This is a genomic window from Marivita sp. (genome assembly GCF_022763305.1).
Taxonomy (GTDB): domain Bacteria; phylum Pseudomonadota; class Alphaproteobacteria; order Rhodobacterales; family Rhodobacteraceae; genus Marivita.
The window spans coordinates 15,474-37,973 of record NZ_JALEGT010000051.1 but is presented as its reverse complement, the minus strand read 5'-3'; the positions used below and the strand labels follow the sequence as shown (position 1 = coordinate 37,973).

The following is a 22,500-nucleotide window of genomic DNA, read 5'->3' as shown; positions in this document are numbered from 1 at the left end:
CCGTTATTGCGAGTCTTCGACGACCGCCGGAGCGGTCTCTTCTGCGGTCGAACCGCTGCCCCACAGATCGAACCCCCAGACAGCGGCGGCGATCAGTGCAGCCAGAACCGCTGCACCGCCACCCCACGCCCACCAGTTGGTGACCTTCGGGACCGTGATGTTCATCGACATGGGAATGCCTCTTGGTGTCATCCGTTGCAAAAAACGCCGGTTATTCGGCGGGTTTGACGATCAGGTTGGCCTCGAGCGCGGCCGTCAGTTCGGCCTCATCCACCAGCCCGTCGGTGCTGGTGTCGATCTGCGCAAAAAGGTCTTCCGTGAGGTCCGGGTAAGCAACGACCATTTCGTCGAACGACACGAGGTTGTCCCCATCGGTGTCATATTCCGAAATCGCTGCAAACGTCGGTGCCGCGAACAGAGCGGCAAGCATTGCACCAACTGCTACACGACGCATTTCCATCGTCTCCTTCTGTCTGATGTCAGAGGCCCATCCCCTGACGCGCTGCTGAAATTGGAAAGGCCGGATTCCGCTTCAAGAGAGGGCTGAAATCGCTCACAAAAAAGTGTGACGCTGGTGAGGATCCGTGCCGTGGCCGGCGGTGTTGAAGCCATGCTGCGCGCGGTGCTGCGTCGGACACGGGATTGTCGGACCGCCGTGCGCTGCTAGGTTTTGCGAAACATCGGATCACACCCGAGCCAGCCCCACCACCGGAGACCTTATGATTGACATTCTCAACATCGTTGCTGCCATTCTGACCATCGCGCTGGGCGCGTTCGGGATGCTGGCACCGCGCTATACGGCCGGAGTGCTGGACTTGAAGACTGGCGAGACCACGATGGGTCTGTCGGAACTGCGCGCTTCGGTGGGTGGCATGTTCGTGATCGTGGGCGCCGCGTGCCTTTGGCTGGGCACGCCTTGGGCCTATGCGATGATGGGGTTTGTCTATCTGGGTGCGGGGCTCGGGCGCGGGTTGTCGCTGTTGCTCGACAAGCCGCCCTTTCCCAAGGCGCATCTCTATTTCCTGTTCGAGGCAGTGTTCGCGGCTTGGTTGCTGATCGTCAACCTTCCGGGGGCTCAGGGGCTGTCCCAGTAGCGGCGGCGGTCCTGCCAGATTTTTTCACCAATCAGGCAGTCTGTCGGGTCAAGGCGGATCGATTGCGCGGGAATGATCTGTGCCTCGGGCGGGTTCGACACCATTTCCAGCACCAGCTTGCGCTGCACCGCTTCGGCGAAATCGTCCCAGTCGAAGACCGGAATGACAAACGATCCCGGTCCGCCGATAACGCAGCTTTCATAATAGATGTCGAGATTGTCGAGATGCCAGGCGCTGTCCATGCCTTCGCGGGTCAGAAGAGGCAGGCCGTTGATGATGATGCCCTTTGACAGGACGGTGTCTCTGGCGACAGCCACGGCGCGACCCTGATTGTTCGGGCCATCACCGGATATGTCAATGACGCGCCGCAAGCCCTTGTATTCGTTGCTTTCGATCAGCCGCGCGCCAAAGATCAGCGCCTCGGAAATCGAGGTGCGGCGCAGCGCGGGGTCAAAGCGCGAGGTGAGGATTTCGGCAAAGGCGTCAAGGTCTTCGCGGGTGTGCAGAAGCCGCCAGTCGATCACGACTTCCTGTGTGCCGGCCCATTCGACATAGGTGACGGCGACGGTCTGCAGCAGCCCCGATTGCAGTGCCGCGAACACCGCGTCCGAGCGCAGTGCTTCGGCATACCCCTTGCGCTGAATCTCAAGCTCGCGTTCGGTCATGGACCGCGACACGTCGACCATCAACACCAGTTCGAGATCGACTTCGATCTCTTCAGCCTTGGAGACGCGCGGAACAACGAGCGCGACCGCGATCAGAAGGGCAAGGACAGTTTTCATACCGTCAGCATGCCCAACCAATCACGGTCGGTCCAATCACAAGTTGTGTGACTCTCGGTCAAACCGAGGGTCAGCGCGATTTCACCGGGCAGGTGTTGATGCCGAGGATCGAATACAGAGGGCAGATGCCGATCAGGCCGGTGGCCAGCGGCACGATGCCGATCAGTCCCCACATGGTCTGCGGTCCGATAAAGACAAGCGACAGCAGGACAAGGCCGACAATCACACGCAGCGCGCGGTCGATGGTTCCTTCGTTCTTGGTCATGATGGGTCTCCTTTTCATGCTCCTGAGGGAAGGTTAGCAAAGGAGGAGCGCGTCGGACGGTGACAGAGTCACCGGGGATCTGCGGCAATCTGTTCCAACGCGCGTTTGTCCCGGATGGCGATGCCGTCCGGCAATTGTTCGACCACGCCTTTCTCCGCGAACACCGCCAGCCGCCGGGTGACATAGGCGCGGCCCGAGGCGGTTTCGGCGGCCAGTGCGGCATGCACGATTCCGCTTGTGTCGGCCAGCCGCATCAGTGCCTTGGCCAGACGCGCGTCAAAGCCGGTGAGGGCGACGTCTTCGACCAGTTGCTGGTATTCCGAAAAGCGCAGCGCCACGGAACTGAGCACTTTCTGGCGGAAGGTGGAGTCGGTCTCCATCTGCTGACGGAACAGGCTTGCGGGAATCAACGTGCCTTCGATGTCCGTCTCGACGATGCCTTCGGCGCCGTAGGTGTGGCCGTCCACGAGGCAGGAAAAGGTCTGCAGGCAAACCTCTCCGGGACGCACGCGGTAAAGCACCACTTCACGCCCCGACGCGCCGGTCAGCATCACCTTGATCGACCCTTTCGTCAGGTCGAGAAATCCGGGGCACTCCTGACCGGGCTGGAACAGGGTCTTGCCCTGTTGGGCGGTAAATACCCGGGTCCCCGTCACGGCAGGCCAACCACAATGCCTTCGCGGATCACAGCCGGGTCATACGCCTTGCGGGCGAAGACCTCGCGGACCATCGGTTCGAAATGGTCGAGCGGCTGCATCGGGTAGTCGGGGTCAAACGACGACTGGTCCCAGCGTTCGCAGAAATCGGCGCAGGACTGGAAGCAGGGATGGTCCTTGAACCGGTCCCGCGCGTTACGGTCCCAGCCGTAGTGGTGGCCGTAGTAGAGCATCTGGAAGATGCCGTGATGTTCGACAACCCACGCAACCTCCCAGCGGACGAAGGGGCGGATCACCTCGGCGGAAAAGCGGTCGTGGTTCTGCGGGGCCAGCCCGTCGCCGACATCATGCAGAAGGGCAGCCACGATCCAGTCGAGATCGGCACCGTCGTTTTCCGCACGGGTCGCCGATTGCAGCCCGTGCTGCAGACGGGTGATGCGGTAGCCTTCGAGGGTGGTTTCGCCCTGACGGCGCAGCTCGTCCAGAACGCGGTCCGGGGTGAGGGCAAGATACGGTTTTTCCAGCTTTTCCAGAAGCTCGTAGTCTTCCTTGGTGCCATCCTTCATCTGGGTGAAGGACACGGTCTGTGTGTCGCTCATCGGCATGATCCTCTTGCTTGGCGCATCATGCGCCAGCTCGTGCGATTGCGCCAGATGCCCCTTGAATTTGCGCTGCAAAAGCCCGATATTCCTAGTGTTCCTTCGGGGACTATGGACATAAACGCGCGTTCAATAAGCGGCTCGGACCCGGGGGCGGTACCCGGCGGCTCCACCAACACCCTGTCATTTGCAGGATCATGGGGCCGAAACAGGATCGACGAACGTCTAAACACGTTAGCTTTGTCCCGGTGAGATACCACCGTTATCGGTTCAAACAGTATAGTTGCAAATGACAACCATGCTCCGGTGGCAATGGCTGCGTAAGCAGTCGGATCTACCGATCTTTAAGCCCTTGCGCCTAGCAGCGTAAGGCGGGGTTCGCAGGCACCTGGCAACAGAAGCCTGCATTTTCAATTCAGTACAGTTCGATCTTCACCTATCGCGTGAAGTCCGTGATGACGGCGGTTCCCGGTGGGGTCGGCCCGCGCATGGCCGCGAGTTCGGCGCTGGCCCCCGACAGTGTGACCTCGCGCGAGACCATAGGACGGATGTCCACCTGACCGCGTTCGATCATGTCGAGGAGCGTGGGGTATTTCCAGGCGGGCATCCCACGCGTGCCGAAGAAAGACAGTTGCTTGCCGTAGATGCCGCGCATGTTGACGCTCATCATGCCGGTTTCGCCCGCGGGCATGCCGACCTGAACGTGACGGCCAAGGATGCGCAGGCAGTCGATGGAGGCATTGGTCGTGGCCTCGATTCCCAGCGCCTCGATCGAGACATGGGCACCGCCGCCGGTGATGTCGTGAATCGCGCTGGCGACGTTTTCGGTCGTTGCGTTCACGGCCGCATCCGCGCCAAGGCTTTTGGCGTGGTCGAGCTTTTCGTCCACCACGTCGACCACAACGACCTGAGCGCCCAGCATCTTGGCCAGAAGCATGGCCGAGAGACCGATGCCCCCGGTGCCGTGGATGGCCACCCATTCGCCCGCGCGCACATTGGCGCGGTCGGTCAGCGCGTGCCAGGCGGTTGTCACGCGGCAGCCCAGACCGGCGGCGAGAGCGGGGGTCATCGACGCAGGCAGCGGAACGAGGTTGTGATCGAACGGCACCGCCACCAGTTCGGCATAAGCCCCCGGCGTGCCGAAGCCCGGCACGATCTGGCTGGCGCAGGTGTTGGACACGCCGGTCTGACAGGCCGCGCAGCTGCCGCAGGCCAGAATGAAGGGCGCGATCAGGCGGTCGCCCACCTTGTGCTTGGCCTGCGTCCCGGCCTCGACGACCGTGCCGCAATATTCGTGGCCCAGAATGTCGCCCGGCTTCACCTTGGGGTGTTCGCCCGTCCAGCCGTGGAAATCCGACCGGCAGACGCCGCAGGCCTCGACCTTGAGGATGACGCCGTTTTCGGGGCAGGCCGGGTCGGCCACGGTTTCGATGGACAAATCTTCGTTGAACGCCCGGATCACGGCTGCGCGCATGGTGGTCTCCTCCCTCTTTGGGACGCATATGAATCCGGCATTGAACGAAGATCAAAGGGAAAATTCTTTGAGGCTCAAAGGCAATCACGCGTCTTTTCCTTGACCTTGCCGGGGTGGGCAGGGTCACTTGACCCGATGATGTGGCGAAGTCTTCTTGTCTGTCTGTGTCTGGCGCAGCCGGCCCATGCCTGCCGAACGGCATTGATTCTGGCGATGGACGTGTCGCAATCCGTCGATCCGGGGGAGTACCGACTGCAGATCGACGGGCTGGCCGCCGCGTTGCGCGATCCCGAGATCTCGGAGATTCTCGTGCGCGATCAGGTGGCGCTGAGCGTCATTCAATGGTCGGGCGTCGATGCGCAGGAGGTGAGTCTTGACTGGACGCAGATGATCAGCCCCAGCCATGTGCAGCTGTTCGCCTCCGCTGTCGAACGGCTTCCGCGTGCCTTTGTCATGTCGAACACGGCACCCGCCGAAGCGATGCGGCACGCGTTGCGCCATTTCGACAGCGGCCCTGACTGTGCGCGGCGCGTGATCGACATGTCGGGCGATGGCACACCCAACGCGGGCGGGGAGGTGCGACAGATGCGCCGAGCCGCCGAACGGTCGGGGGTCACGGTCAACGGGCTGGCCATCGAAGGGCTGGGGCGGGCGATCACCAATTTCTACCTGCGCAATGTCATCACCGCCGATGGATTCGTCGAAACGGCCCGTGGTCACAGGGATTATGCCCGTGCGATCCGCCGCAAGATCCTGCGCGAAATCAGTTCGGTCTTCGGCTGACGAATTTCCGGCGCGTTGGTGACTTTGCGTCAAGCGTGGCCTTTCGTTTTGGATTTTATGCAATATGATCGGGACAGACTCGGGAGAGAACGGCGATGACGACTGGCATCAATTATGGCAGCCTGATGCATCAGGCGATGCGCGGCTTGATCCGCACCGTTCTTGAGGACGTCGAGAGGGACGGACTGCCGGGCGATCACCACTTCTTCATCACCTTCGACACCGCCCATCCGGATGTGGAAATTGCCGATTGGCTGTCGGATCGCTATCCCGGCGAGATGACCGTGGTGATGCAGCATTGGTTCGACAATCTGGACGTCGGCGAGGACGGCTTTGCTGTGACGCTGAATTTCGGCGATGCGCCCGAGCGGCTGTATATTCCGTTCGATGCCATCCTGACCTTCGTCGATCCCTCGGTGGAATTCGGCCTGCGTTTTGAAAGCATGGAAGGCGAAGTCGCGGATGACGGCGCGCTGGTGCCGGCCCCGCGACCCGTGCGCGAGGCCAAGGATCGGCCCAAGGCGCGCGAGACCGAGGTGCCGGCTTCCGGGCGCAAGGATGCCGACGTGGTCAGTCTGGATACGTTCCGCAAATAGGCACCGCGCCGGTTTGTCGATTGCTCCGGGAGGCGCTTGGGTCTAAACGGCATGCAACTGCATACCGAGGAGGCTATGATGGCTCAGACCCGCACCGAATCCGACAGTTTTGGCCCGCTCGAGGTGCCCTCTGAAAAGTACTGGGGCGCGCAGACGCAGCGGTCGATCATGAACTTCCCTATCGGCTGGGAAAAGCAGCCCATCGCCATCGTGCGTGCGCTGGGCGTGATCAAGAAAGCCTGTGCGCAGGCCAACAAGGCGTCGGGCGATCTGGACGCACGTCTGGCGGATGCTATCATTCAGGCAGCGGGCGAGGTGATCGACGGCAAGTTCGACGACAATTTCCCGCTGGTGGTCTGGCAGACCGGATCGGGCACGCAGTCGAACATGAACGCCAACGAGGTCATCGCCAACCGCGCGATCGAAATTCTGGGCGGTGTGATCGGCACGAAAGACCCGGTGCACCCGAACGATCATTGCAACATGGGCCAGTCGTCCAACGACACCTTCCCGACCGCCATGCACATCGCCGCGGCAATGATGGTGCGCGACACGCTGCTGCCGGGGCTGGAGAAGCTTGCGGCGGGACTCGAGCGGAAATCCGAAGAATTCGCCAATATCATCAAGATTGGCCGTACCCACACGCAGGACGCCACGCCGCTGACGCTGGGGCAGGAGTTCTCGGGCTATGCGCATCAGATCCGTCAGGGCATAGGACGGGTGAAGGCCTGCCTGCCGGGCATTTACGAGCTGGCGCAGGGCGGCACCGCTGTGGGCACGGGCCTCAACACCAAAAAGGGGTGGGGCGAGACCGTGGCGGCGAAGATGGCCGAGATAACCGGTCTGCCCTTCGTGACGGCGCCCAACAAGTTCGAAGCATTGGCTGCGCATGACGCGATGGTGTTCATGTCGGGCGCTTTGGCGACGGTGGCCGGGTCCTGCTACAAGATCGCCAATGACATCCGGTTCCTTGGGTCCGGCCCACGCTCTGGTCTGGGCGAGCTGATCCTACCGGAGAACGAGCCGGGATCGTCGATCATGCCGGGCAAGGTGAACCCGACGCAGGCCGAGGCGCTGACGCAGGTGGCGGCGCATGTGATGGGCAACGATGCGGCGATCAAGTTCGCAGGCAGCCAGGGGCATTTCGAGCTGAATGTCTACAATCCGATGATGGCCTATAACCTCTTGCAATCCATGCAGCTTTTGGGCGATGCGGCGGATAGTTTCACCGAGCGGATGCTGTTGGGCATCGAGGCGAATGAGCCGCGCATCGACAAGCTGATGAAAGAGTCGCTGATGCTGGTGACGGCACTGGCGCCGACCATCGGTTACGACAACGCCACCAAGGTCGCCAAGACCGCGCACAGGAACGGCACGACCCTCAAGGAAGAGGCGATTGCCCTGGGTTTCGTGGATGAAGAGACCTTTGATCGGGTGGTGCGTCCCGAGGACATGATCGGTCCGAAGGTCTAGGCCAGAAAGCCGTTTCGAAACGGCTTGACCCAAGCGCGTTCGAACGCGCTTGGGACGCGATTTCAAAATCGCGTGGCTGAGGCCCTTCGAAGGGCCTTGGCGCTGACCTCTGAGTTTTTGCTAGGATATGGCGAGCTGTCGCGGGATAGTCCGGCACCCTCTTTCGTTTGTTCCACGTGATTTTTTGACATGACCAAAGACTATATTTCCGTCAATCGCGGCGTCTGGAACGCCGATGCCAAAAATTGGGTGGCTCTGGGCGAGCGGCTTTGGGCCGGCGCGCCGCATTGGGGCATCTGGGGGTTGCCCGAGGCCGATCTGGGTCTGTTTCCCGCGGATCTTGCAGGCTGTGACGCGGTCGAGCTGGGCTGTGGAACGGGCTATGTTTCGGGCTGGATGGCGCGGCGGGGCGCATGTGTGACGGGGCTTGATCTGTCGGCCGAACAGTTGGCGACCGCGCGGCGGTTGGCCGGGCAGCATGGGGCCGAAATCACCTTTCTCGAAGCGGATGCCGAGGCCACCGGGCTGCCCGACGCGGCCTTCGATTTTGCGATTTCCGAATACGGGGCTGCCATCTGGTGCAGGCCCGGGATCTGGTTGCGCGAAGCGTGGAGACTGTTGCGGCCGGGCGGAGGTCTGGTGTTTCTGGGCAATCACCCGCTGTCATTGATCTGTACGCCCCAGAACGGTGCCCCTTGCGAGGCGGTATTGCACCGTCCCTATCGTGGCATGTGGGGCGGGGATTGGACCGAGGTCGAGATTGATCCAAGTGGGGTGACGTTCAATCTGACGATGGCGGACTGGATGGCGCTCTTTCGCGAGATCGGGTTCGAGATCGTGAACTATCTCGAACTCTATGCGCCCGAAGAGGCGTCACAGGCGCAGCCCTTTGTCCCGCTCGACTGGGCCAAGGCCTATCCGAGCGAGCAGGTCTGGGTCCTGCGCAAGCCCGCGTGATCCGGCGTTTGATCGGAGGGGCTGGAAATCCAATGGCCGTGCTGCCATCTTTGCCATCATGAGCAGCGTCACCAATCTCAACCAGTTCCGCAAGACCAAGGCGCGCGCCGAAAAGCGCGCCAAGGCGGATGAGAATGCGGTGAAGTTCGGACGGACCAAGGCGCAGAAGGCGTTGGAGAAAGCGCAGGCCGAAAAGGCGAGGCGCGATCTGGACGGCAAATCCACGACATGAGCGGACGGCCGGTGAAACGGTCGCTGACCCTGCGGGGGCATCGCACCAGCGTGTCGCTGGAGGATGCGTTCTGGCGCGCGTTTCGCGACATTGCCGAGGCGCGGGACATGCCGATCAACGCGCTGGCGGCCGAGATCGACGAGGCGCGGGATATCGAGGTGGGATTGGCCTCGGCGATCCGGGTCTATGTGCTGGCGTGGTATCGGGATGGAGCATCACCACCCGGCAGGGCCGGGTGATCTGCTGACACTGCTAAAGACTTTCGAATAGAGCGCCCTGCCGCCGCGAATGCGGTGGCAACGCGTCCGCCCGCCTCATGGCGGGCGCGTTCCGCGCCCACCCGGGCGAACGCTAGCACTCTGTATTCAACCAATGACGTTGTGCTCCGGTCCGTAGGGGAAGCCGGTGATGTTGGTGGCGCCATCCTCGGTAACGACAAGGATGTCATGCTCGCGGTAGCCACCGGCCCCAGCCGTGCCTTCGGGAATCCAGAGCATCGGTTCGATGGAGACGACCATGCCCGGCTCCAGCTCCGTGTCGATGTCTTCGCGCAGTTCCAGACCGGCTTCGCGGCCATAGTAGTGGCTCAGGATGCCGAAGGAATGGCCATAGCCGAACGAGCGGTATTGCAGCAGGTTTTCCTGTGCAAACAAGCGGTTGATCTCGTCGCAGATCTGGGCGCAGGAAATGCCCGGCTTTATCAGGCTGAGGCCGAGTTCATGGGCGGCGACATTGGCGTTCCAGATGCGGAGGCTTTCCGCATCCGGCTCGCCGAGGAACAGCGTGCGTTCCAGCGCCGTGTAATAGGCCGAGATCATCGGGAAAGTGTTGAGGCTCAGGATGTCGCCGTATCGAAGCTGCCGCATCGTCACCGGATTGTGCGCGCCGTCGGTGTTGAGGCCGGACTGGAACCAGACCCATGTGTCGCGCATCTCGCTGTCGGGGAAGCTGCGGGCGATCTCAAGCTCCATTGCGTCACGGCCTGCCATGGCGATGTCGATCTCGCGCGCACCGGCCCGGATGGCATCGCGGATGGCGTAGCCGCCCACATCGGCCACGCGCGCGCCTTCGGTGATGAGGGCGATTTCGGCAGGCGATTTGACCATGCGCGAGCGCATCGTGTCGGGGGCGATGTCGATCACCTCGGGGGTGTTCAGGAACGCATCCAGCGTGGCGCGGGCGGCGAGGGTCAGGTGGTCGCCCTCGACACCGATGCGACGGCCTGTGCCGACCAGCGCCGCGACGGCGCGCCAGTAATTGTTGCGCTCCCAATCGGTGTAGATGACGTTGTCGCAATGCGCGCGCCGCCACGGCTGGCCGCCGTCGATATTGGCGCTGACGGTCGTGCAGGTGTCATGGGTCACGACAAGGCCGTAGGGGCGGCCGAAGCTGCAGTAGAGAAAGCCGGAGTAATAGGCGATGTTCTGCATCGAGGTGAGCAGCACCGCATCCAGATCATGGCTGGCCATGATCGCGCGCAGGCCCGCGATGCGCTGGTCATATTCGGCCTGCGCAAAGGGCAGAGGAGCCTTGTCGCCATTGTGGCAGGTGAAGGTCTGGGGACGGTTGGGGGTATCGAACATAGTCAAGTCTCCGAGCATCTGCCGGGACTCATGCAAAACGCCCGGCATCACATCCGGGCGTTCAGGACGATACGCTTTCTTGGGGAAAGCTTGATGTGGGTCTTGCTCCGACGACGCCATCGTCGGCACATCTGTGCGTTGGATGGCGAAATGCGGTGAGTCTGTCAATTGGTTTGGTGCGGGGTGCGTGGCATCACGCACCCTGCGGTTCAGAGGCGACGGTTGATCGCCACGGTCCCCAGCACCATGTCGGTCAGACCCTGACCGCGTTCGGTGAGAAACATCATCGCGATGGAGATCAGTTGCAGCGGAAAGATGGCCATCGACACGGTGTAGCCCAGCGTGTGCATGAACGCCTGGCTGAAGTCGAAATGCTCGCCGCGGCTGTCGCGGAATTCGATGGACATGAGACGCATGCCCCATGTGGCGGACCGGCCGGTGATCGTGGCCACGCGGTAGATGAAACCGGTGACGAAGAACAGGAACGGCAGGAAGAACAGGCCGATAAAGGCTGTCATCACGACCACGGGCACCAGCAGCGCCGCGATCAGGACCGCGTCGATCAGCCAGGCCAGACCGCGCTTGATCGTGACGCTGTCATAGAATTCGGGCTGAACCATCGGGTCCGGCAGGTTGGGATAGGTGTCTGTTGCGTACATCGTCGGGAACGGGTCTTTCACTGGGCGAAGGGTGTGGCCCCGATATGGGGCCACCTGGACAGGGTGCAAGGATCAGGCGTCCTCGGTTTCGCGGCTTTCCTTGGCGGCTTTGGCGCGGTCTTCCATGAACTGGTCGAACTCGGCCTTGTCCTTGGCTTCGCGAAGGCGCTTCAGGAAGGCTTCGAAGTTTTCCTGCTCCTCTTCGAGGCGGCGCAGGGTTTCGTTCTTGTAGGCGTCAAAGGCGCTGTTCCCGGAGGACCGCATCGCGGTGAATTTCGGGGACATGCGACGGCTGCTGCAGGATGAATTGAACATGCGTTTGCTCCAGATCATGTAGGCAAGAAGGGCGAGGCCGACGGGCCAGAAGAAGATGAATCCAAGGACCATTGCGGCGATCCAGGCACCTTTGCCCTTGTTGTCCAGCCACGCCTCGGCGCGGGAAAACCAACCCATGCGGGCCGGAAGAGATGCGGGGGCGGCGATCGTACTCATTGTCAACTCCGTTGTTTGCGTGATGTGAATGTCTTTCACATTGAACAGATCGGAGTTGGTCCCTGCCTTTGCAAGGGCTTATGTGAATGTTTTTTACATTTACTTATTTTACGAAGTGAAATCAGATATTTGCGCGTTACAGATTTTTGGAAGCAGGGTTGGGTCAAGCGGGAAGACGTGCCGTGGCGTGCCTGCTGCGGCCCAGATCACGTCGAAGTCGAGGAGCCGTGGGTCAAGCCAGGCCCGGATCGGATTGAGGTGTCCGACCGGGGACACGCCGCCAATGGCAAAGCCTGTCTGCGCGCGGATCAGGTTTGCATCCGCCTTGCCCAGAGGTTCCCCAGCGCAGGCAGACGCCTTTTCCGAATCGACACGATTGCCGCCCGCCGTCAGAAAGAGCACCGCATCGCCGCTGGTTTCCGCGCGAAAGATGATGGACTTGGCGATCTGGTCCAGCGCGCAGCCCACGCTGTCAGCCGCCTCCTGAGCGGTGCGGGCCTGTCCGACATCGCGAATGTCCGCAGGCAAACCGAGTGTTTCGAGGGCGGTGCGCACACGCGCGAGGCTTTTGCTCATGTGGGTGTTTCCGGCGTCAGGGTGATGTTGTGTCAGGATAAGATGAGGGACATATGCAGAAAAGGTGAGATTGCCCATTGTGCAATCGACATCTCTGCCGTTATTGTACTCGTTAGCCCACTCCGTTTCGCGGTGTGCGGGCAAAAGAGTTTCGCTGCTCTGAGCGTCGGCAAAACGTCCTGAGTTCAGAGCACGCTGGTATGGCCCGCAAGGCCTTCTACAAACACCTGAGGTTTTCCGAACATCAGGTTCGTAACGGATGCAGTCACTGTTGTGACATGCGTCGGAGAAGAAACGCGATGAAACGCGCGCAGGACATGAGGCCAGAGCAACGGGACTGTTCGTCCCGGCCAGCCGCTGCGCACGCACTCGCCATGACAAGACACATCCGATCCCGGCTCCTTCCTGACAAGAGGGGGCGGCGGCGGTTGTGCGCACGGAATATATGCCCAAGAAAATGCTTATCGATGCCACCCACGCGGAGGAAACCCGCGTTGTGGTGGTCGATGGAAACAAGGTCGAGGAATTCGATTTTGAATCCGAAAACAAGCGCCAGCTCGCTGGCAACATCTACCTCGCAAAAGTAACACGGGTCGAGCCGTCGCTGCAGGCGGCCTTCGTCGATTACGGCGGCAACCGCCACGGCTTCCTCGCGTTTTCGGAAATCCACCCGGATTATTACCAGATCCCGGTCGCGGATCGCGAAGCGCTGATGGAAGAAGAGCGTGCCTATGCCGAAAGCCAGGCGCGCCGCGAGGATGAGGACGAAAAGCCCAAATCGCGCCGGGGGCGGGGCCGAAACCGGTCGCGTGCCGCCAAGGCCGAAGGCGATGATGCCGTCGCCACCAAGGACGTGTCGGACGACATTTCGGGGATGGAGACCATCGACCTCAGCGACGAGGACGATGACGACACCGAAGGCCTGTCGCCGATGGAGACGGTCGCCGAAACTCCGGTCGAGGAACCCGAGGACGGTGATGCGGCGGAACCGGCCGCGCTGCTTGACGAGGACGACGAAGACGGCAAATCCGAGCCTGCGGATCGGGACGAGACCATCGAGTCCGTGGCCGATGACGACACCCACGAAGACATCCGCCCGCGTCGCAAGCCGCGTCCCAAGCGCTACAAGATCCAGGAAGTGATCAAGGTGCGCCAGATCCTTCTGGTGCAGGTCGTCAAGGAAGAACGCGGCAACAAGGGCGCGGCGCTGACCACCTATCTGTCGCTGGCAGGCCGCTATTGCGTGCTCATGCCGAACACCGCGCGCGGTGGTGGCATCAGCCGCAAGATCACCAACGCGCCCGACCGCAAGAAGCTGAAAGAGATCGCAAACGAGATCGACGTGCCCAAGGGCGCAGGTCTTATCATCCGCACGGCGGGTGCCAAGCGCACCAAGACCGAGATCAAGCGCGACTACGAGTATCTTCAGCGCCTGTGGGAGCAGATTCGCGAACTGACGCTGAAATCCATCGCGCCGGCGAAGATCTATGAAGAGGGCGACCTGATCAAACGGTCGATCCGCGATCTCTATAACCGCGACATCGACGAGGTTCTGGTGGAAGGCGAACGCGGGTACCGCATCGCCAAGGACTTCATGAAGATGATCATGCCGTCCCACGCCAAGAACGTGAAGCATTACGTCGACCAGATGCCGCTTTTCGCGCGCCATCAGGTGGAGTCGTATCTGTCGGGCATGTTCAACCCGACGGTTCAGCTCAAGTCCGGCGGCTATATCGTGATCGGTGTGACCGAAGCGCTTGTGGCGATTGACGTGAACTCGGGCCGGGCCACGAAGGAAGGCTCGATCGAGGAAACCGCGCTCAAGACCAACCTCGAGGCCGCCGAAGAAGTGGCGCGTCAGCTGCGTCTGCGCGACTTGGCCGGTCTGATCGTGATCGACTTCATCGACATGGACGAGCGCAAGAACAATGCCGCCGTCGAAAAGCGCATCAAGGACAAGCTCAAGAACGACCGCGCGCGGATTCAGGTGGGCCGGATTTCCGGCTTTGGTCTGATGGAAATGTCACGCCAGCGTCTGCGCCCCGGTATGATCGAGGCGACGACCCAGCCCTGCCCAAGCTGTCACGGCACCGGTCTGATCCGGTCGGACGACAACATGGCGCTGCAGGTGCTGCGCCAGATCGAGGAAGAGGGCGTGCGCCGTCGCTCGCGCGAGGTTCTGGTCAAGTGCCCGGTCTCCATCGCCAACTTCCTGATGAACCAGAAACGCGAACACGTCGCCCAGATTGAGGCCCGCTATGGCATGTCCGTGCGGATCGAGGGCGATGTGCATCTGGTCAGCCCGGATTTCAGCATCGAGAAGTTCAAGACCGCGACCCGCGTGGTGCCCGAAGCGGCGCCAGTCGTGTCGGTGGACATGTCGATCATGGACCAGGTGGATGAAGACGCCGCCGAGGAGCTGGATGAGGACGAGGATCAGGTCGATGCCGTGGCCGAAGCCTCGGACGACGATGAGACCAAGCCGAAGAAACGCCGTCGCCGGTCGCGCCGGGGGGGACGTGGTCGCAACCGCAACCGGGATCGCCAGGAAGACGGCGATGCCGTAAACGAGGCGGGCGAGGCGGAAGACGGCTCGGACGAGGAGGCGTCTGACGCGCCTGTGGCTGCTGATGCCGACGCTGAGCCGGCTGAAGCGGCATCGGATGAAACCGAGGCCAAACCGAAGGCCAAGCGGTCGCGGACCCGGTCGCGCAAGAAGACCGAAGAGGCTCCTTCCGACGCAGCAGCGACCGAAGAGTCCGAGGCGGCGGATGCGGAAGCCGAAGCTCCCGAAGCCGAAGAGGCCCCGAAGAAAAAGCCGCGCAGCCGTTCGCGGAAAAAGGCGGAACCGTCAGAGGCGCCGATTGACGCCGACGCAGATGCAGAGCCCGCGCAGGAAAAGAAGGCGCCTGCGAAGCGGTCGCGGTCGCGGAAATCCACCAAGACGGAAGAGACCGCTCCGGCTTTGATCCCGACCGAAGAGATCGCGCCTGTGCCGGACGTCGTCGCACCCGTGGCGGTGGATGAGGAAGAGGCCCCGACGCCTGCGGCCGACATGCCTGCCTCTGACGCTGCGCCGGAGCCTGCGGCCACTGAGCCGGAGCCCGTGGCGGATGCAGCAGAGCCTGTGGCCGCGGAGCCAGACCCCGTTGCCGACGTGCCGGAACAGGCTGCCGAGCCCGAGCCGGAACCCGAGCCGGTGGGTGCAGAGGCCGAGGCGGACAGCGCTGCGGTTGACAGCGCCAAGAAAAAGCGCCGCGGCTGGTGGTCTCTCGGACGCTGAGTTCGACACGGAGCCAGACATCAACGCCCTCGTGATCGTCACGGGGGCGTTTTTCGTTGTGCGTCAGGTTTTGCGGATCACCCAGAGCATCGCGCTGTCGCGCGCTTCGCTGCTGAGCAGCGTGTGACCGGCTTCGTTGCAGAAATGCGGCATGTCGACGATGGCCGCCGGATCATCGGTCAGCACGCGCAATTCGCCGCCGGACGGCAGCGCCATCAGGCGCTTGCGCGCCTTCAGAACGGGCAGGGGGCACAAGAGCCCGGTGGCATCCAGATCTTCACTCATGCGCCGGATTTAGGCTGGTGCGCGGCGGCTGTCCACTGGCTTGGCACGATCATGTGACCCCGCGTCGCGTGACAGCGCGCGAGGCTTGGCATATGTCGGGATCATGTTGGAATTCCAGATCATCGACGCCGCCCTGCTTCCGGCCATGAGCATCGCGCTGCTGGCGGGGGCGTTGTCGTTCCTCAGCCCCTGCGTGCTGCCCATCGTGCCGCCCTATCTGGCCTATATGTCGGGTGTGAGCGTGGCGGATATGGAGCAGGGGGGCTCAGGTCGGCGCAAGGCGGTGATCTCGGCGCTGTTCTTTGTGCTGGGCCTGTCGACGATCTTTATCCTGCTGGGCTTTACCGCTTCGGCGTTCGGGGCCTTTTTCCTCGAATACCAGACCCAACTGGCGCAGGCGTCGGGGGTGGTGGTGATCCTCTTCGGGCTGCATTTTCTGGGCGTGTTCCGGATTCCGTTTCTGGATCAGGAAAAGCGGCTCGAGGCCGGGGATCACGGTGGATCGGCCTTTGGCGCCTATGTTCTGGGTCTGGCCTTTGCGTTCGGCTGGACGCCCTGCATCGGGCCGCAGCTTGGCGCGATCCTGTCGCTTGCCGCATCCGAGGCATCGGTCACCCGGGGCACGGTTCTGCTGGGGGTCTATGCGGCAGGGCTGGGGATTCCGTTCCTGCTGGCGGCGATGTTCATGACCCGGGCCATGGGGCTGATGAACCGGATCAAGAAGCACATGCGCAAGATCGAACTGGCGATGGGCGGGCTGCTGGTGATCGTCGGCGTTGCACTTGTTACGGGTGCGTTCACATCCTTTGCCTTCTGGCTGCTTGAGACTTTCCCCGGACTGGCGCTGCTGGGGTGAGGCGGGACGATCCTTCGAAGGATCGACCGACATCCTTTGAAGGATGTCACTCCTCGGATCGGTGATCGTCCTGCCACATCCTTTCAAGGACCTGGCCCACCCCTTTGAAGGGTTCAGCGGGTGGCGCGGGCTTTGAGGACGGATTGGCCCAGCGTGATTGTGTAGGCTTCGAGTGTTGCCAGCGCCCGGTCCACCGAGACCACGTCGCGGATCTCGAGACCGGCCACGATGGCGCGGTGCAGCTCGATGATCTCGGCCCGGCTGCGGGCGGTGAAGGTGATCATGTTCATCAGGGGCTGCATCGCCTCGACGCTGCCCGCCAGATGATAGCTGAGCACTTCATTGCCTGCGCAATCGACCAGCGCCCGGTGAAAGGCCACGTCCGAGGCGCAGAACGCCTCGTCGGTCAGGTCGGGCGCGGATTGGGTATCGATCTCGGCGCGCATGGTGTCGAGCAGGGCGTCGGTGCGCCGTTCGGCAGCAAGGGCGGTGCAACTGCGCTCCAGCGCGTAGCGCGCTTCGCAGGCGACCTGAAAGCTGATCGCGTTCATGCCCAGCAGCAGCGTCGAGGTCGTGACCTGCTGGGCGCGGGCTTCCTGATAGGACAGGTGATTGATGAACGCCCCGCCGAATGCGCCGCGTTCGGTGCGGATCAGCGATTGCGCGGCCAGCCGTTTCAGCGCCTCGCGCACGGTGGCGCGGGACACGCCATGCTGGTCCGCCAGTTCCGCCTCGGAGGGCAGGCGGTCGCCCACAAGCAGGCGGCCGTCGACGATTGCGGTGCGGATCGCATCGGCAATGGTGGCGGACAGGCTTTTTTCCGGTTCGGCATTTTTCATTTGTCAGGCATTTAAATGTCTGACAATTATTTTGGCAAGCCCTGAGTCGTGGGCCGGGAGGAAAATCACATGCTCGCAGACCGGATCAGACAGATGAGCGCGCCGCATTGGCTGGCTCTTTATGGTCTGGTTCTGTTGTGCTGGCTGGTTCTGGCCCTGATGGCGGTGCCGCCCGATCTGCGCGATGTGGCGCGGGTGTTCGGCGGCGATTTCTGGGAGGCGTTCTGCACCACCACCCCGGACGCGGCCGGGTACCTGCGGCTCTGGATCATGTGGGGGCTGATGTCGGGCGCGATGATGGCGCCGACCGCCCTGCCTGCGCTGGCCACCTATGACGATCTGGGGCGGTCGACCGAGACCGACCTCGGCGCATTGCTGGCGGGGTATCTGGCGGTTTGGCTGGGATTTTCGGCGCTGGCGGCGGGGCTGCAAATTGGGCTCTTCAGCCTTGGCTGGGTCAGCGCCTTTGGTGACAGCCGGTCGGCGCTTCTGTCCGGCGGGCTTCTGGTGCTGGCCGGGGCCTATCAGTTCAGCGCGCTGAAAGAGGCCTGTCTGGCCAAGTGCCGGATGCCCCTGACCTTTTTCATGGCGCATTGGGACGAGGGCGCATGGCGCAACGGGCTGCGGCTGGGGGCTGTGTGCCTTGGCTGCTGCTGGGCGCTGATGCTGCTGGGCTTTGTCGGCGGTGTGATGTCGCTGGGTTTCATGGGGCTCGCGACGCTGGTGATGACGTTGGAGAAATTGCGCGCCGGGGCCTGGATCACCCGGCCTCTGGGGGTGGTCCTGATCGGGGCCGGTCTTGGTGTGGCGCTTTTGGGATCGTAAGGGAGAGATGCGATGAGTGACCGATTGGACGTGGCGGAAAAGCTGGACAACCGCCATCCGGCCGCAGGGCGGCGGGAGCCGGAAATCCAGCCCTGGGCGATCAAGGGAGAGCTGATCCTCAACTGCAACTGCACGGTGTTCTGCCCCTGCGTCGTCAGCCTTGGCAAGCACCCGCCCACCGAGGGCCATTGCCAGACCTGGGGCGGCGTGCGGATCGATTCCGGCCATTATGGCGATATTGATTTTTCCGGTCTGAACATCGGTCTCTTGATCGAGATCCCCGGCATGATGAGCCGTGGCAACTGGAAAGTGGCGCTGTTCGTGGACGAGCGCGCAGATGATCCGACCTTCGATGCGCTGGTCAAGGTGTTCAGCGGTGCCGCCAAGGGCACGACGGGCCTGTTCCAGGTCTTGGTGGGCGAGTTCCTCGGGGCCGAGCGTCAGCCCGTCACCTATGAAACCGAGGGCAACACCCGCCACATCACGGTGGGGCGCAAGATTCAGGGGATCGTGCATCCGGTGGGCGGCAATGATCCGTCAAAGGACCTGGTGATCACCAACACGCAATACTGGATGGGGCCGGACATCACCGTGGCCACCGCCACCAAGGGCAAGGTGCGCGCCTATGGGCGGGTCTGGGATTTCGATGGCCGCAGTGCCGAGATCTGCCAGATCGATTGGCACGGACCCAAGTAAGATGCGGATCTTCCCGGAATATTGCGTGTCGATGGCGCGATATAATGCCTGGCAGAACAAGCAGTTGCGGGCAGCGTTCGACACCTTGTCCGAAGCCGAGCTGCGCAAGGAACGCAAGGCGTTTTTCGGGTCGATCTTCAGCACGGCGAACCACATTCTCTGGGCGGACCGGATGTGGATGGCGCGGCTGGGTGTCGGGGAGGCTCCGGACGGGGATCACCTGACCCTGACGCCCACCCCGGCGGTCTGGGCCGGGGAGCGCTACAGGACGGATGCGAAGCTGTTGCATTGGGCGGACAGCCTGCATGCGGTCGAGTTGAAGGGGGATGTGGAATGGCGTTCGGTGATGGCCGGGCGGGATTTCACACATCCGTTCGATCTGTGTGTGATGCATCTGTTCAATCATCAGACCCATCACCGTGGACAAATCCACGCGATGCTGACGGCTGCAGGGGCCACGGCGCCTGTCACCGATATCCTGTTCATGCCCGAAGACGGGCCCTGGTTGTAACCTTTCGGTCTGCTGGACGGCGCTCGCGCGATGCGCATCGCCCCGCCCACCATCCCGAGTTCTGTGCATGAGGTGTGCGCATGGCTCTGATTTCTCCGTCCCGGCGGGTGCGCCGGACCCCGTTCTCGGATGGCAATGAGGCCGCCGGGGTGAAGGCCTATACGGTCTATAACCGGATGCTACTGCCGACGGTGTTCCGGTCGGTTGAGGAAGACTACCGCCATCTGAAAGAGGCGGTGCAGGTCTGGGACGTGGCCTGCGAACGGCAGGTGGAACTGCGCGGTCCGGATGCCGGACGGTTGATGCAGATGCTGACCCCGCGCGATCTGCGGTCGATGCTACCGGGGCAGTGTTACTACGTGCCCATCGTCGACGAGACCGGCGGCATGCTCAACGATCCGGTGGCGGTGAAACTGGCCGAGGATCGCTGGTGGATTTCCATTGCCGACAGCGATCTGCTCTATTGGGTCAAGGGTCTGGCCTACGGGTTCCGGCTGGACGTGCTGGTGGACGAGCCGGATGTGTCGCCGCTCGCCGTGCAGGGGCCGAAGGCGGACGACCTGATGGCGCGGGTGTTTGGCGATCAGGTGCGCGACATCCGGTTCTTCCGGTTCGGGATGCTGGATTTCCAGGGGCGGTCCTTGGCAGTCGCGCGGTCGGGCTATTCGCGGCAGGGCGGGTTCGAGATCTACGTGGAGGGCAGTGATCTGGGCATGCCGCTGTGGCATGCGCTGATGGAGGCTGGCCGCGATCTGGATGTGCATGCGGGTTGTCCCAACCTGATCGAACGGATCGAGGGTGGATTGCTGAGCTACGGCAATGACATGACGGACGAAAACACGCCGCATGAATGTGGCTTGGGCAAGTTCTGCAACACCCAGACGGCGATTGGCTGTGTCGGGCGCGATGCGCTGCTGCGGGTGGCGCAGGAGGGGCCGATCCGGCAGATCCGCGCCATCGAGATCCATGGCGACCGGGTGCCCTTGTGTGACCGGCCCTGGCCGTTGATGGCGGGGGATGTTCAGGTGGGGCAGGTGACCAGTGCGGCGTGGTCGCCGGATTTCGGCACGAACGTGGCCATCGGCATGGTGCGGATGACACATTGGGACGAGGGCACCGATCTGGACGTGGTGCTGCCGACCGAGGTGCGTGCGGCGCAGGTTTGGGAGACCTTCTGGGTCTGAGCGCGTTGAGAATTGGGGAGTGAGGGGCCAGCCCCTCACACTCCCCGGAGTTTATTGGCAAGATGAAAAGGAGCACGGCATGTTCAAGGCATTGATGGTGCGCAAGGACGAAGAAAGCGGCAAGACATCGGCGGCGGTCGAGGAGATCGGGTTGGATGACCTGCCGCAGGCCGAGGTCACGGTGTCGGTCGAGTATTCGACGGTGAACTACAAGGACGGGCTGTGCATCGGGCCGGGGGGCGGGCTTGTGCGCAAATACCCGCATGTGCCGGGGATCGACTTTGCCGGGACGGTCGAGGCGTCAGATGATGACCGCTACAAGCCCGGTGACAAGGTGGTGCTGACCGGCTGGCGTGTTGGTGAGGCGCATTGGGGCGGGTATTCCCAGAAGGCGCGGGTCAAGGCCGATTGGCTGGTGCCGCTGCCCGAGGGCCTCGACACGCGTCAGGCGATGGCTGTGGGCACGGCGGGCTTTACGGCGATGCTGGCGGTCATGGCGCTTGAGGATCACGGCATCAAGCCGGGTCCGGTTCTGGTGACAGGTGCAGCGGGTGGTGTGGGGTCGGTGGCGACAGCGATCCTGGCCAATCTGGGCCACAAGGTGGCCGCCGTGACCGGGCGGCCGGAGCAGGCGGCCTATCTGGAGTCGCTGGGGGCGACGCAGATCGTGGCGCGGGACGAGATCAACGAGACCGTGAAGCGGCCGCTTGAGTCCGAGACCTGGGGCGGCTGTGTCGACGCCGTGGGGGGCGCGATGCTGGCGCGTGTGTTGGGACAGATGGAATATGGCGCTTCGGTGGCTGCTGTCGGTCTGGCGGGTGGGGCGAACCTGCCCGCGACTGTGATCCCGTTCCTCTTGCGGGGGGTGAACCTCTTGGGCATCGACAGCGTGATGCAGCCCTATGACAACCGCGTGCGGGCCTGGCAGCGGATCGCAAGGGACCTGCCGATGGAAAAGCTCGAGGCGATGGTGACACCGGCGACGCTGGCCGATCTGCCCCAGCTTGGGGCGGATATTCTCAAGGGTCAGGTCAAGGGCCGCGTTGTTGTCGATGTGGCAGCGGGGTGACGGCGTATTGTCGGGTATTGTCGAAAAACGACACGATTTGAGGGGGATTTTCCGGAATCGCCAATGATTTCTGGCGGTTTCTGAAAGAAACCTGTGTCGCAAAAGCGACATGATCTGCCGCTCCGGTTTGCATCGGGGCGGCGGTTCCGTTTAGGCTTGGTCCATGCCGTCCGCACCCGGACGGCGCGCAGGGGCGCATCGAGACAGATATGAGGCGGGATCGCCTGCCCGACGCTGCGTCCCAAGACCGGTATGTCCGACATGCCGGCAGACCAAGCAGGAGGGACAATCCGTGTTCAATCGTATCATGGTGCCGGTGGATCTGGCGCATGTGGACAAGCTGGAGCGGGCGCTGCGATGCGCCTCGGATCTGGCGCAGCATTATGGTGCAACGCTCGTCTATGTGGGGGTGGCGGCCGCGACGCCCGGATCGGTGGCGCACACTCCCCAGGAGTTCGCGCAGAAGATGGCGGACTTTGCCGAGGCGCAGGGCGCGGCCAAAGGCGTGACGGCAGAAGGACTGGCGCTGACGAGCCATGATCCGACCACCGATCTTGATCCGACCTTGCTCCGGGCGATCGACGATACCGGTGCGGATCTTGTGGTGATGGCAAGCCATGTGCCAAATCTCACCGACTACATCTGGCCGTCGAATGGCGGCACCGTGGCCAAACGCGCCAAGGTGTCGGTGATGGTGGTGCGCTAGGCGGCCGGGAACCCGGACCGCGCTG

At 62.7% G+C, this 22,500-nt stretch carries 28 protein-coding genes and 1 other RNA gene; 16 read left to right on the top strand and 13 right to left on the bottom strand.

From position 1 onward, the window contains the following. Positions 1-3 precede the first annotated feature (3 nt). Positions 4-171 (bottom strand): hypothetical protein, encoded by a 168-nt coding sequence (locus MRY75_RS09510; RefSeq protein ID WP_292307272.1) that lies wholly within the window; start codon positions 169-171, stop codon positions 4-6. A 40-nt stretch (positions 172-211) separates the two neighbouring features. Beyond that, positions 212-454 carry a hypothetical protein gene (locus tag MRY75_RS09505; RefSeq protein WP_292307271.1) on the bottom strand — a complete coding sequence of 81 codons (243 nt, stop codon included), beginning with the start codon at positions 452-454 and terminating at the stop codon, positions 212-214. 265 nt (positions 455-719) lie between these two features. Between MRY75_RS09505 and MRY75_RS09500 the strand changes: the two genes are divergently transcribed. Then, positions 720-1,094 carry a DUF4345 family protein gene (locus tag MRY75_RS09500; RefSeq protein WP_292307269.1) on the top strand — a complete coding sequence of 125 codons (375 nt, stop codon included), beginning with the start codon at positions 720-722 and terminating at the stop codon, positions 1,092-1,094. Here MRY75_RS09500 and MRY75_RS09495 read toward each other — a convergent pair. The 4 genes from MRY75_RS09495 to MRY75_RS09480 form a co-directional block, all read right to left on the bottom strand. Continuing rightward, a complete protein-coding gene (locus MRY75_RS09495) occupies positions 1,076-1,876 on the bottom strand; it encodes a DUF1194 domain-containing protein (RefSeq protein WP_292307267.1) in 801 nt (266 codons plus the stop codon). The genes MRY75_RS09500 and MRY75_RS09495 overlap by 19 nt on opposite strands. Before the next feature lie 70 nt (positions 1,877-1,946). After that, complete coding sequence (locus MRY75_RS09490) at positions 1,947-2,141, bottom strand: DUF2892 domain-containing protein (RefSeq protein ID WP_292307266.1); 195 nt, start codon at positions 2,139-2,141, stop codon at positions 1,947-1,949. Between the two features lie 68 nt (positions 2,142-2,209). Further along, on the bottom strand, positions 2,210-2,797 hold the full coding sequence (locus MRY75_RS09485; protein WP_292307264.1) for a Crp/Fnr family transcriptional regulator: 588 nt from the start codon (positions 2,795-2,797) through the stop codon (positions 2,210-2,212). Next, a complete protein-coding gene (locus MRY75_RS09480; RefSeq protein WP_292307262.1) occupies positions 2,794-3,396 on the bottom strand; it encodes an HD domain-containing protein in 603 nt (200 codons plus the stop codon). Before MRY75_RS09480 ends, MRY75_RS09485 begins: the two co-directional genes overlap by 4 nt. 57 nt (positions 3,397-3,453) lie before the next feature. Between MRY75_RS09480 and ssrA the strand changes: the two genes are divergently transcribed. Next, positions 3,454-3,805: a transfer-messenger RNA gene (gene ssrA, locus MRY75_RS09475) on the top strand. Between the two features lie 27 nt (positions 3,806-3,832). On the opposite strand, the gene MRY75_RS09470 is transcribed toward ssrA, so the two are convergent. Further along, positions 3,833-4,870, bottom strand: a complete 1,038-nt coding sequence (locus tag MRY75_RS09470) for a zinc-dependent alcohol dehydrogenase family protein (RefSeq protein WP_292307260.1) — start codon at positions 4,868-4,870, stop codon at positions 3,833-3,835. A 138-nt stretch (positions 4,871-5,008) separates the two neighbouring features. On the opposite strand from MRY75_RS09470, the gene MRY75_RS09465 reads away from it, so the two are divergent. The 6 genes from MRY75_RS09465 to MRY75_RS09440 all read left to right on the top strand — a co-directional run bounded on the left by MRY75_RS09465 (position 5,009) and on the right by MRY75_RS09440 (position 9,150). Continuing rightward, positions 5,009-5,653, top strand: a complete 645-nt coding sequence (locus MRY75_RS09465) for a DUF1194 domain-containing protein (RefSeq protein WP_292307259.1) — start codon at positions 5,009-5,011, stop codon at positions 5,651-5,653. A 95-nt stretch (positions 5,654-5,748) separates the two neighbouring features. Beyond that, complete coding sequence (locus MRY75_RS09460) at positions 5,749-6,249, top strand: ClpXP protease specificity-enhancing factor SspB (RefSeq protein ID WP_292307257.1); 501 nt, start codon at positions 5,749-5,751, stop codon at positions 6,247-6,249. Positions 6,250-6,327: 78 nt separating this feature from the next. Beyond that, the gene (gene fumC, locus MRY75_RS09455; protein ID WP_292307255.1) at positions 6,328-7,722 is read left to right on the top strand and encodes a class II fumarate hydratase; all 1,395 of its coding nucleotides are present in this window, start codon (positions 6,328-6,330) and stop codon (positions 7,720-7,722) included. 189 nt (positions 7,723-7,911) lie between these two features. Then, positions 7,912-8,679, top strand: coding sequence for a class I SAM-dependent methyltransferase (locus MRY75_RS09450; RefSeq protein ID WP_292307254.1), 768 nt, complete (start codon positions 7,912-7,914; stop codon positions 8,677-8,679). Between the two features lie 58 nt (positions 8,680-8,737). Further along, complete coding sequence (locus MRY75_RS09445) at positions 8,738-8,911, top strand: DUF4169 family protein (RefSeq protein ID WP_292307252.1); 174 nt, start codon at positions 8,738-8,740, stop codon at positions 8,909-8,911. Beyond that, positions 8,908-9,150 carry a ribbon-helix-helix domain-containing protein gene (locus MRY75_RS09440; protein WP_292307251.1) on the top strand — a complete coding sequence of 81 codons (243 nt, stop codon included), beginning with the start codon at positions 8,908-8,910 and terminating at the stop codon, positions 9,148-9,150. The genes MRY75_RS09445 and MRY75_RS09440 overlap by 4 nt, the downstream gene beginning before the upstream one ends. A gap of 126 nt (positions 9,151-9,276) precedes the next feature. On the opposite strand, the gene MRY75_RS09435 is transcribed toward MRY75_RS09440, so the two are convergent. The 4 genes from MRY75_RS09435 to MRY75_RS09420 form a co-directional block, all read right to left on the bottom strand. Continuing rightward, on the bottom strand, positions 9,277-10,494 hold the full coding sequence (locus MRY75_RS09435) for an aminopeptidase P family protein (protein WP_292307249.1): 1,218 nt from the start codon (positions 10,492-10,494) through the stop codon (positions 9,277-9,279). 209 nt (positions 10,495-10,703) lie between these two features. Continuing rightward, entirely contained in the window at positions 10,704-11,153 is a 450-nt protein-coding gene (locus tag MRY75_RS09430) for an RDD family protein (protein ID WP_292307247.1), read from the bottom strand. Between the two features lie 72 nt (positions 11,154-11,225). Further along, a complete protein-coding gene (locus tag MRY75_RS09425) occupies positions 11,226-11,645 on the bottom strand; it encodes a DUF2852 domain-containing protein (RefSeq protein WP_292307245.1) in 420 nt (139 codons plus the stop codon). Between the two features lie 108 nt (positions 11,646-11,753). Continuing rightward, complete coding sequence (locus tag MRY75_RS09420) at positions 11,754-12,221, bottom strand: YbaK/EbsC family protein (protein WP_292307243.1); 468 nt, start codon at positions 12,219-12,221, stop codon at positions 11,754-11,756. A gap of 445 nt (positions 12,222-12,666) precedes the next feature. On the opposite strand from MRY75_RS09420, the gene MRY75_RS09415 reads away from it, so the two are divergent. Next, complete coding sequence (locus MRY75_RS09415) at positions 12,667-15,504, top strand: ribonuclease E/G (protein ID WP_292307241.1); 2,838 nt, start codon at positions 12,667-12,669, stop codon at positions 15,502-15,504. Positions 15,505-15,567: 63 nt separating this feature from the next. Here MRY75_RS09415 and MRY75_RS09410 read toward each other — a convergent pair whose 3' ends face one another. Continuing rightward, positions 15,568-15,789, bottom strand: coding sequence for a sulfurtransferase TusA family protein (locus MRY75_RS09410; RefSeq protein WP_292307239.1), 222 nt, complete (start codon positions 15,787-15,789; stop codon positions 15,568-15,570). Between the two features lie 103 nt (positions 15,790-15,892). Here MRY75_RS09410 and MRY75_RS09405 point away from each other — a divergent pair, with 103 nt between their 5' ends. Next, positions 15,893-16,645: a cytochrome c biogenesis CcdA family protein gene (locus MRY75_RS09405; RefSeq protein WP_292307238.1), complete on the top strand. Its 753-nt coding sequence runs from the start codon at positions 15,893-15,895 to the stop codon at positions 16,643-16,645. 113 nt (positions 16,646-16,758) lie between these two features. Here MRY75_RS09405 and MRY75_RS09400 read toward each other — a convergent pair whose 3' ends face one another. After that, the gene (locus MRY75_RS09400) at positions 16,759-17,484 is read right to left on the bottom strand and encodes a GntR family transcriptional regulator (protein ID WP_292307236.1); all 726 of its coding nucleotides are present in this window, start codon (positions 17,482-17,484) and stop codon (positions 16,759-16,761) included. 69 nt (positions 17,485-17,553) lie between these two features. Between MRY75_RS09400 and MRY75_RS09395 the strand changes: the two genes are divergently transcribed. From MRY75_RS09395 to MRY75_RS09370, 6 genes are all read left to right on the top strand, one after another. Beyond that, positions 17,554-18,309, top strand: coding sequence for a DUF2182 domain-containing protein (locus tag MRY75_RS09395; RefSeq protein ID WP_292307234.1), 756 nt, complete (start codon positions 17,554-17,556; stop codon positions 18,307-18,309). Between the two features lie 12 nt (positions 18,310-18,321). Continuing rightward, positions 18,322-19,005 carry a DUF1326 domain-containing protein gene (locus MRY75_RS09390; RefSeq protein WP_292307232.1) on the top strand — a complete coding sequence of 228 codons (684 nt, stop codon included), beginning with the start codon at positions 18,322-18,324 and terminating at the stop codon, positions 19,003-19,005. Position 19,006: 1 nt separating this feature from the next. After that, on the top strand, positions 19,007-19,516 hold the full coding sequence (locus MRY75_RS09385) for a DinB family protein (RefSeq protein WP_292307230.1): 510 nt from the start codon (positions 19,007-19,009) through the stop codon (positions 19,514-19,516). Positions 19,517-19,596: 80 nt separating this feature from the next. Then, a complete protein-coding gene (locus MRY75_RS09380; protein ID WP_292307228.1) occupies positions 19,597-20,700 on the top strand; it encodes a dimethylsulfoniopropionate demethylase in 1,104 nt (367 codons plus the stop codon). 79 nt (positions 20,701-20,779) lie between these two features. Next, on the top strand, positions 20,780-21,769 hold the full coding sequence (gene acuI / locus MRY75_RS09375) for an acryloyl-CoA reductase (protein ID WP_292307226.1): 990 nt from the start codon (positions 20,780-20,782) through the stop codon (positions 21,767-21,769). A gap of 292 nt (positions 21,770-22,061) precedes the next feature. Beyond that, positions 22,062-22,475, top strand: coding sequence for a universal stress protein (locus MRY75_RS09370; RefSeq protein WP_292307225.1), 414 nt, complete (start codon positions 22,062-22,064; stop codon positions 22,473-22,475). Positions 22,476-22,500 lie beyond the last annotated feature (25 nt).

Bases quoted from the DNA above. Each gene is read 5' to 3' on its own strand.
- MRY75_RS09500 (WP_292307269.1), top strand. From the start codon at position 720: ATGATTGACATTCTCAACATCGTTGCTGCCATTCTGACCATCGCGCTG.
- MRY75_RS09470 (WP_292307260.1), bottom strand. From the start codon at position 4,870: ATGCGCGCAGCCGTGATCCGGGCGTTCAACGAAGATTTGTCCATCGAA.
- MRY75_RS09460 (WP_292307257.1), top strand. From the start codon at position 5,749: ATGACGACTGGCATCAATTATGGCAGCCTGATGCATCAGGCGATGCGC.
- MRY75_RS09390 (WP_292307232.1), top strand. From the start codon at position 18,322: ATGAGTGACCGATTGGACGTGGCGGAAAAGCTGGACAACCGCCATCCG.
- MRY75_RS09480 (WP_292307262.1), bottom strand. From the start codon at position 3,396: ATGAGCGACACACAGACCGTGTCCTTCACCCAGATGAAGGATGGCACC.
- MRY75_RS09400 (WP_292307236.1), bottom strand. From the start codon at position 17,484: ATGAAAAATGCCGAACCGGAAAAAAGCCTGTCCGCCACCATTGCCGAT.
- MRY75_RS09445 (WP_292307252.1), top strand. From the start codon at position 8,738: ATGAGCAGCGTCACCAATCTCAACCAGTTCCGCAAGACCAAGGCGCGC.
- MRY75_RS09450 (WP_292307254.1), top strand. From the start codon at position 7,912: ATGACCAAAGACTATATTTCCGTCAATCGCGGCGTCTGGAACGCCGAT.
- MRY75_RS09440 (WP_292307251.1), top strand. From the start codon at position 8,908: ATGAGCGGACGGCCGGTGAAACGGTCGCTGACCCTGCGGGGGCATCGC.
- MRY75_RS09425 (WP_292307245.1), bottom strand. From the start codon at position 11,645: ATGAGTACGATCGCCGCCCCCGCATCTCTTCCGGCCCGCATGGGTTGG.
- MRY75_RS09490 (WP_292307266.1), bottom strand. From the start codon at position 2,141: ATGACCAAGAACGAAGGAACCATCGACCGCGCGCTGCGTGTGATTGTC.
- MRY75_RS09505 (WP_292307271.1), bottom strand. From the start codon at position 454: ATGCGTCGTGTAGCAGTTGGTGCAATGCTTGCCGCTCTGTTCGCGGCA.
- MRY75_RS09405 (WP_292307238.1), top strand. From the start codon at position 15,893: ATGTTGGAATTCCAGATCATCGACGCCGCCCTGCTTCCGGCCATGAGC.
- acuI (WP_292307226.1), top strand. From the start codon at position 20,780: ATGTTCAAGGCATTGATGGTGCGCAAGGACGAAGAAAGCGGCAAGACA.
- MRY75_RS09430 (WP_292307247.1), bottom strand. From the start codon at position 11,153: ATGTACGCAACAGACACCTATCCCAACCTGCCGGACCCGATGGTTCAG.
- MRY75_RS09395 (WP_292307234.1), top strand. From the start codon at position 17,554: ATGCTCGCAGACCGGATCAGACAGATGAGCGCGCCGCATTGGCTGGCT.
- MRY75_RS09415 (WP_292307241.1), top strand. From the start codon at position 12,667: ATGCCCAAGAAAATGCTTATCGATGCCACCCACGCGGAGGAAACCCGC.
- MRY75_RS09385 (WP_292307230.1), top strand. From the start codon at position 19,007: ATGCGGATCTTCCCGGAATATTGCGTGTCGATGGCGCGATATAATGCC.
- MRY75_RS09465 (WP_292307259.1), top strand. From the start codon at position 5,009: ATGTGGCGAAGTCTTCTTGTCTGTCTGTGTCTGGCGCAGCCGGCCCAT.
- MRY75_RS09495 (WP_292307267.1), bottom strand. From the start codon at position 1,876: ATGAAAACTGTCCTTGCCCTTCTGATCGCGGTCGCGCTCGTTGTTCCG.
- fumC (WP_292307255.1), top strand. From the start codon at position 6,328: ATGGCTCAGACCCGCACCGAATCCGACAGTTTTGGCCCGCTCGAGGTG.
- MRY75_RS09510 (WP_292307272.1), bottom strand. From the start codon at position 171: ATGTCGATGAACATCACGGTCCCGAAGGTCACCAACTGGTGGGCGTGG.
- MRY75_RS09380 (WP_292307228.1), top strand. From the start codon at position 19,597: ATGGCTCTGATTTCTCCGTCCCGGCGGGTGCGCCGGACCCCGTTCTCG.
- MRY75_RS09410 (WP_292307239.1), bottom strand. From the start codon at position 15,789: ATGAGTGAAGATCTGGATGCCACCGGGCTCTTGTGCCCCCTGCCCGTT.
- MRY75_RS09420 (WP_292307243.1), bottom strand. From the start codon at position 12,221: ATGAGCAAAAGCCTCGCGCGTGTGCGCACCGCCCTCGAAACACTCGGT.
- MRY75_RS09435 (WP_292307249.1), bottom strand. From the start codon at position 10,494: ATGTTCGATACCCCCAACCGTCCCCAGACCTTCACCTGCCACAATGGC.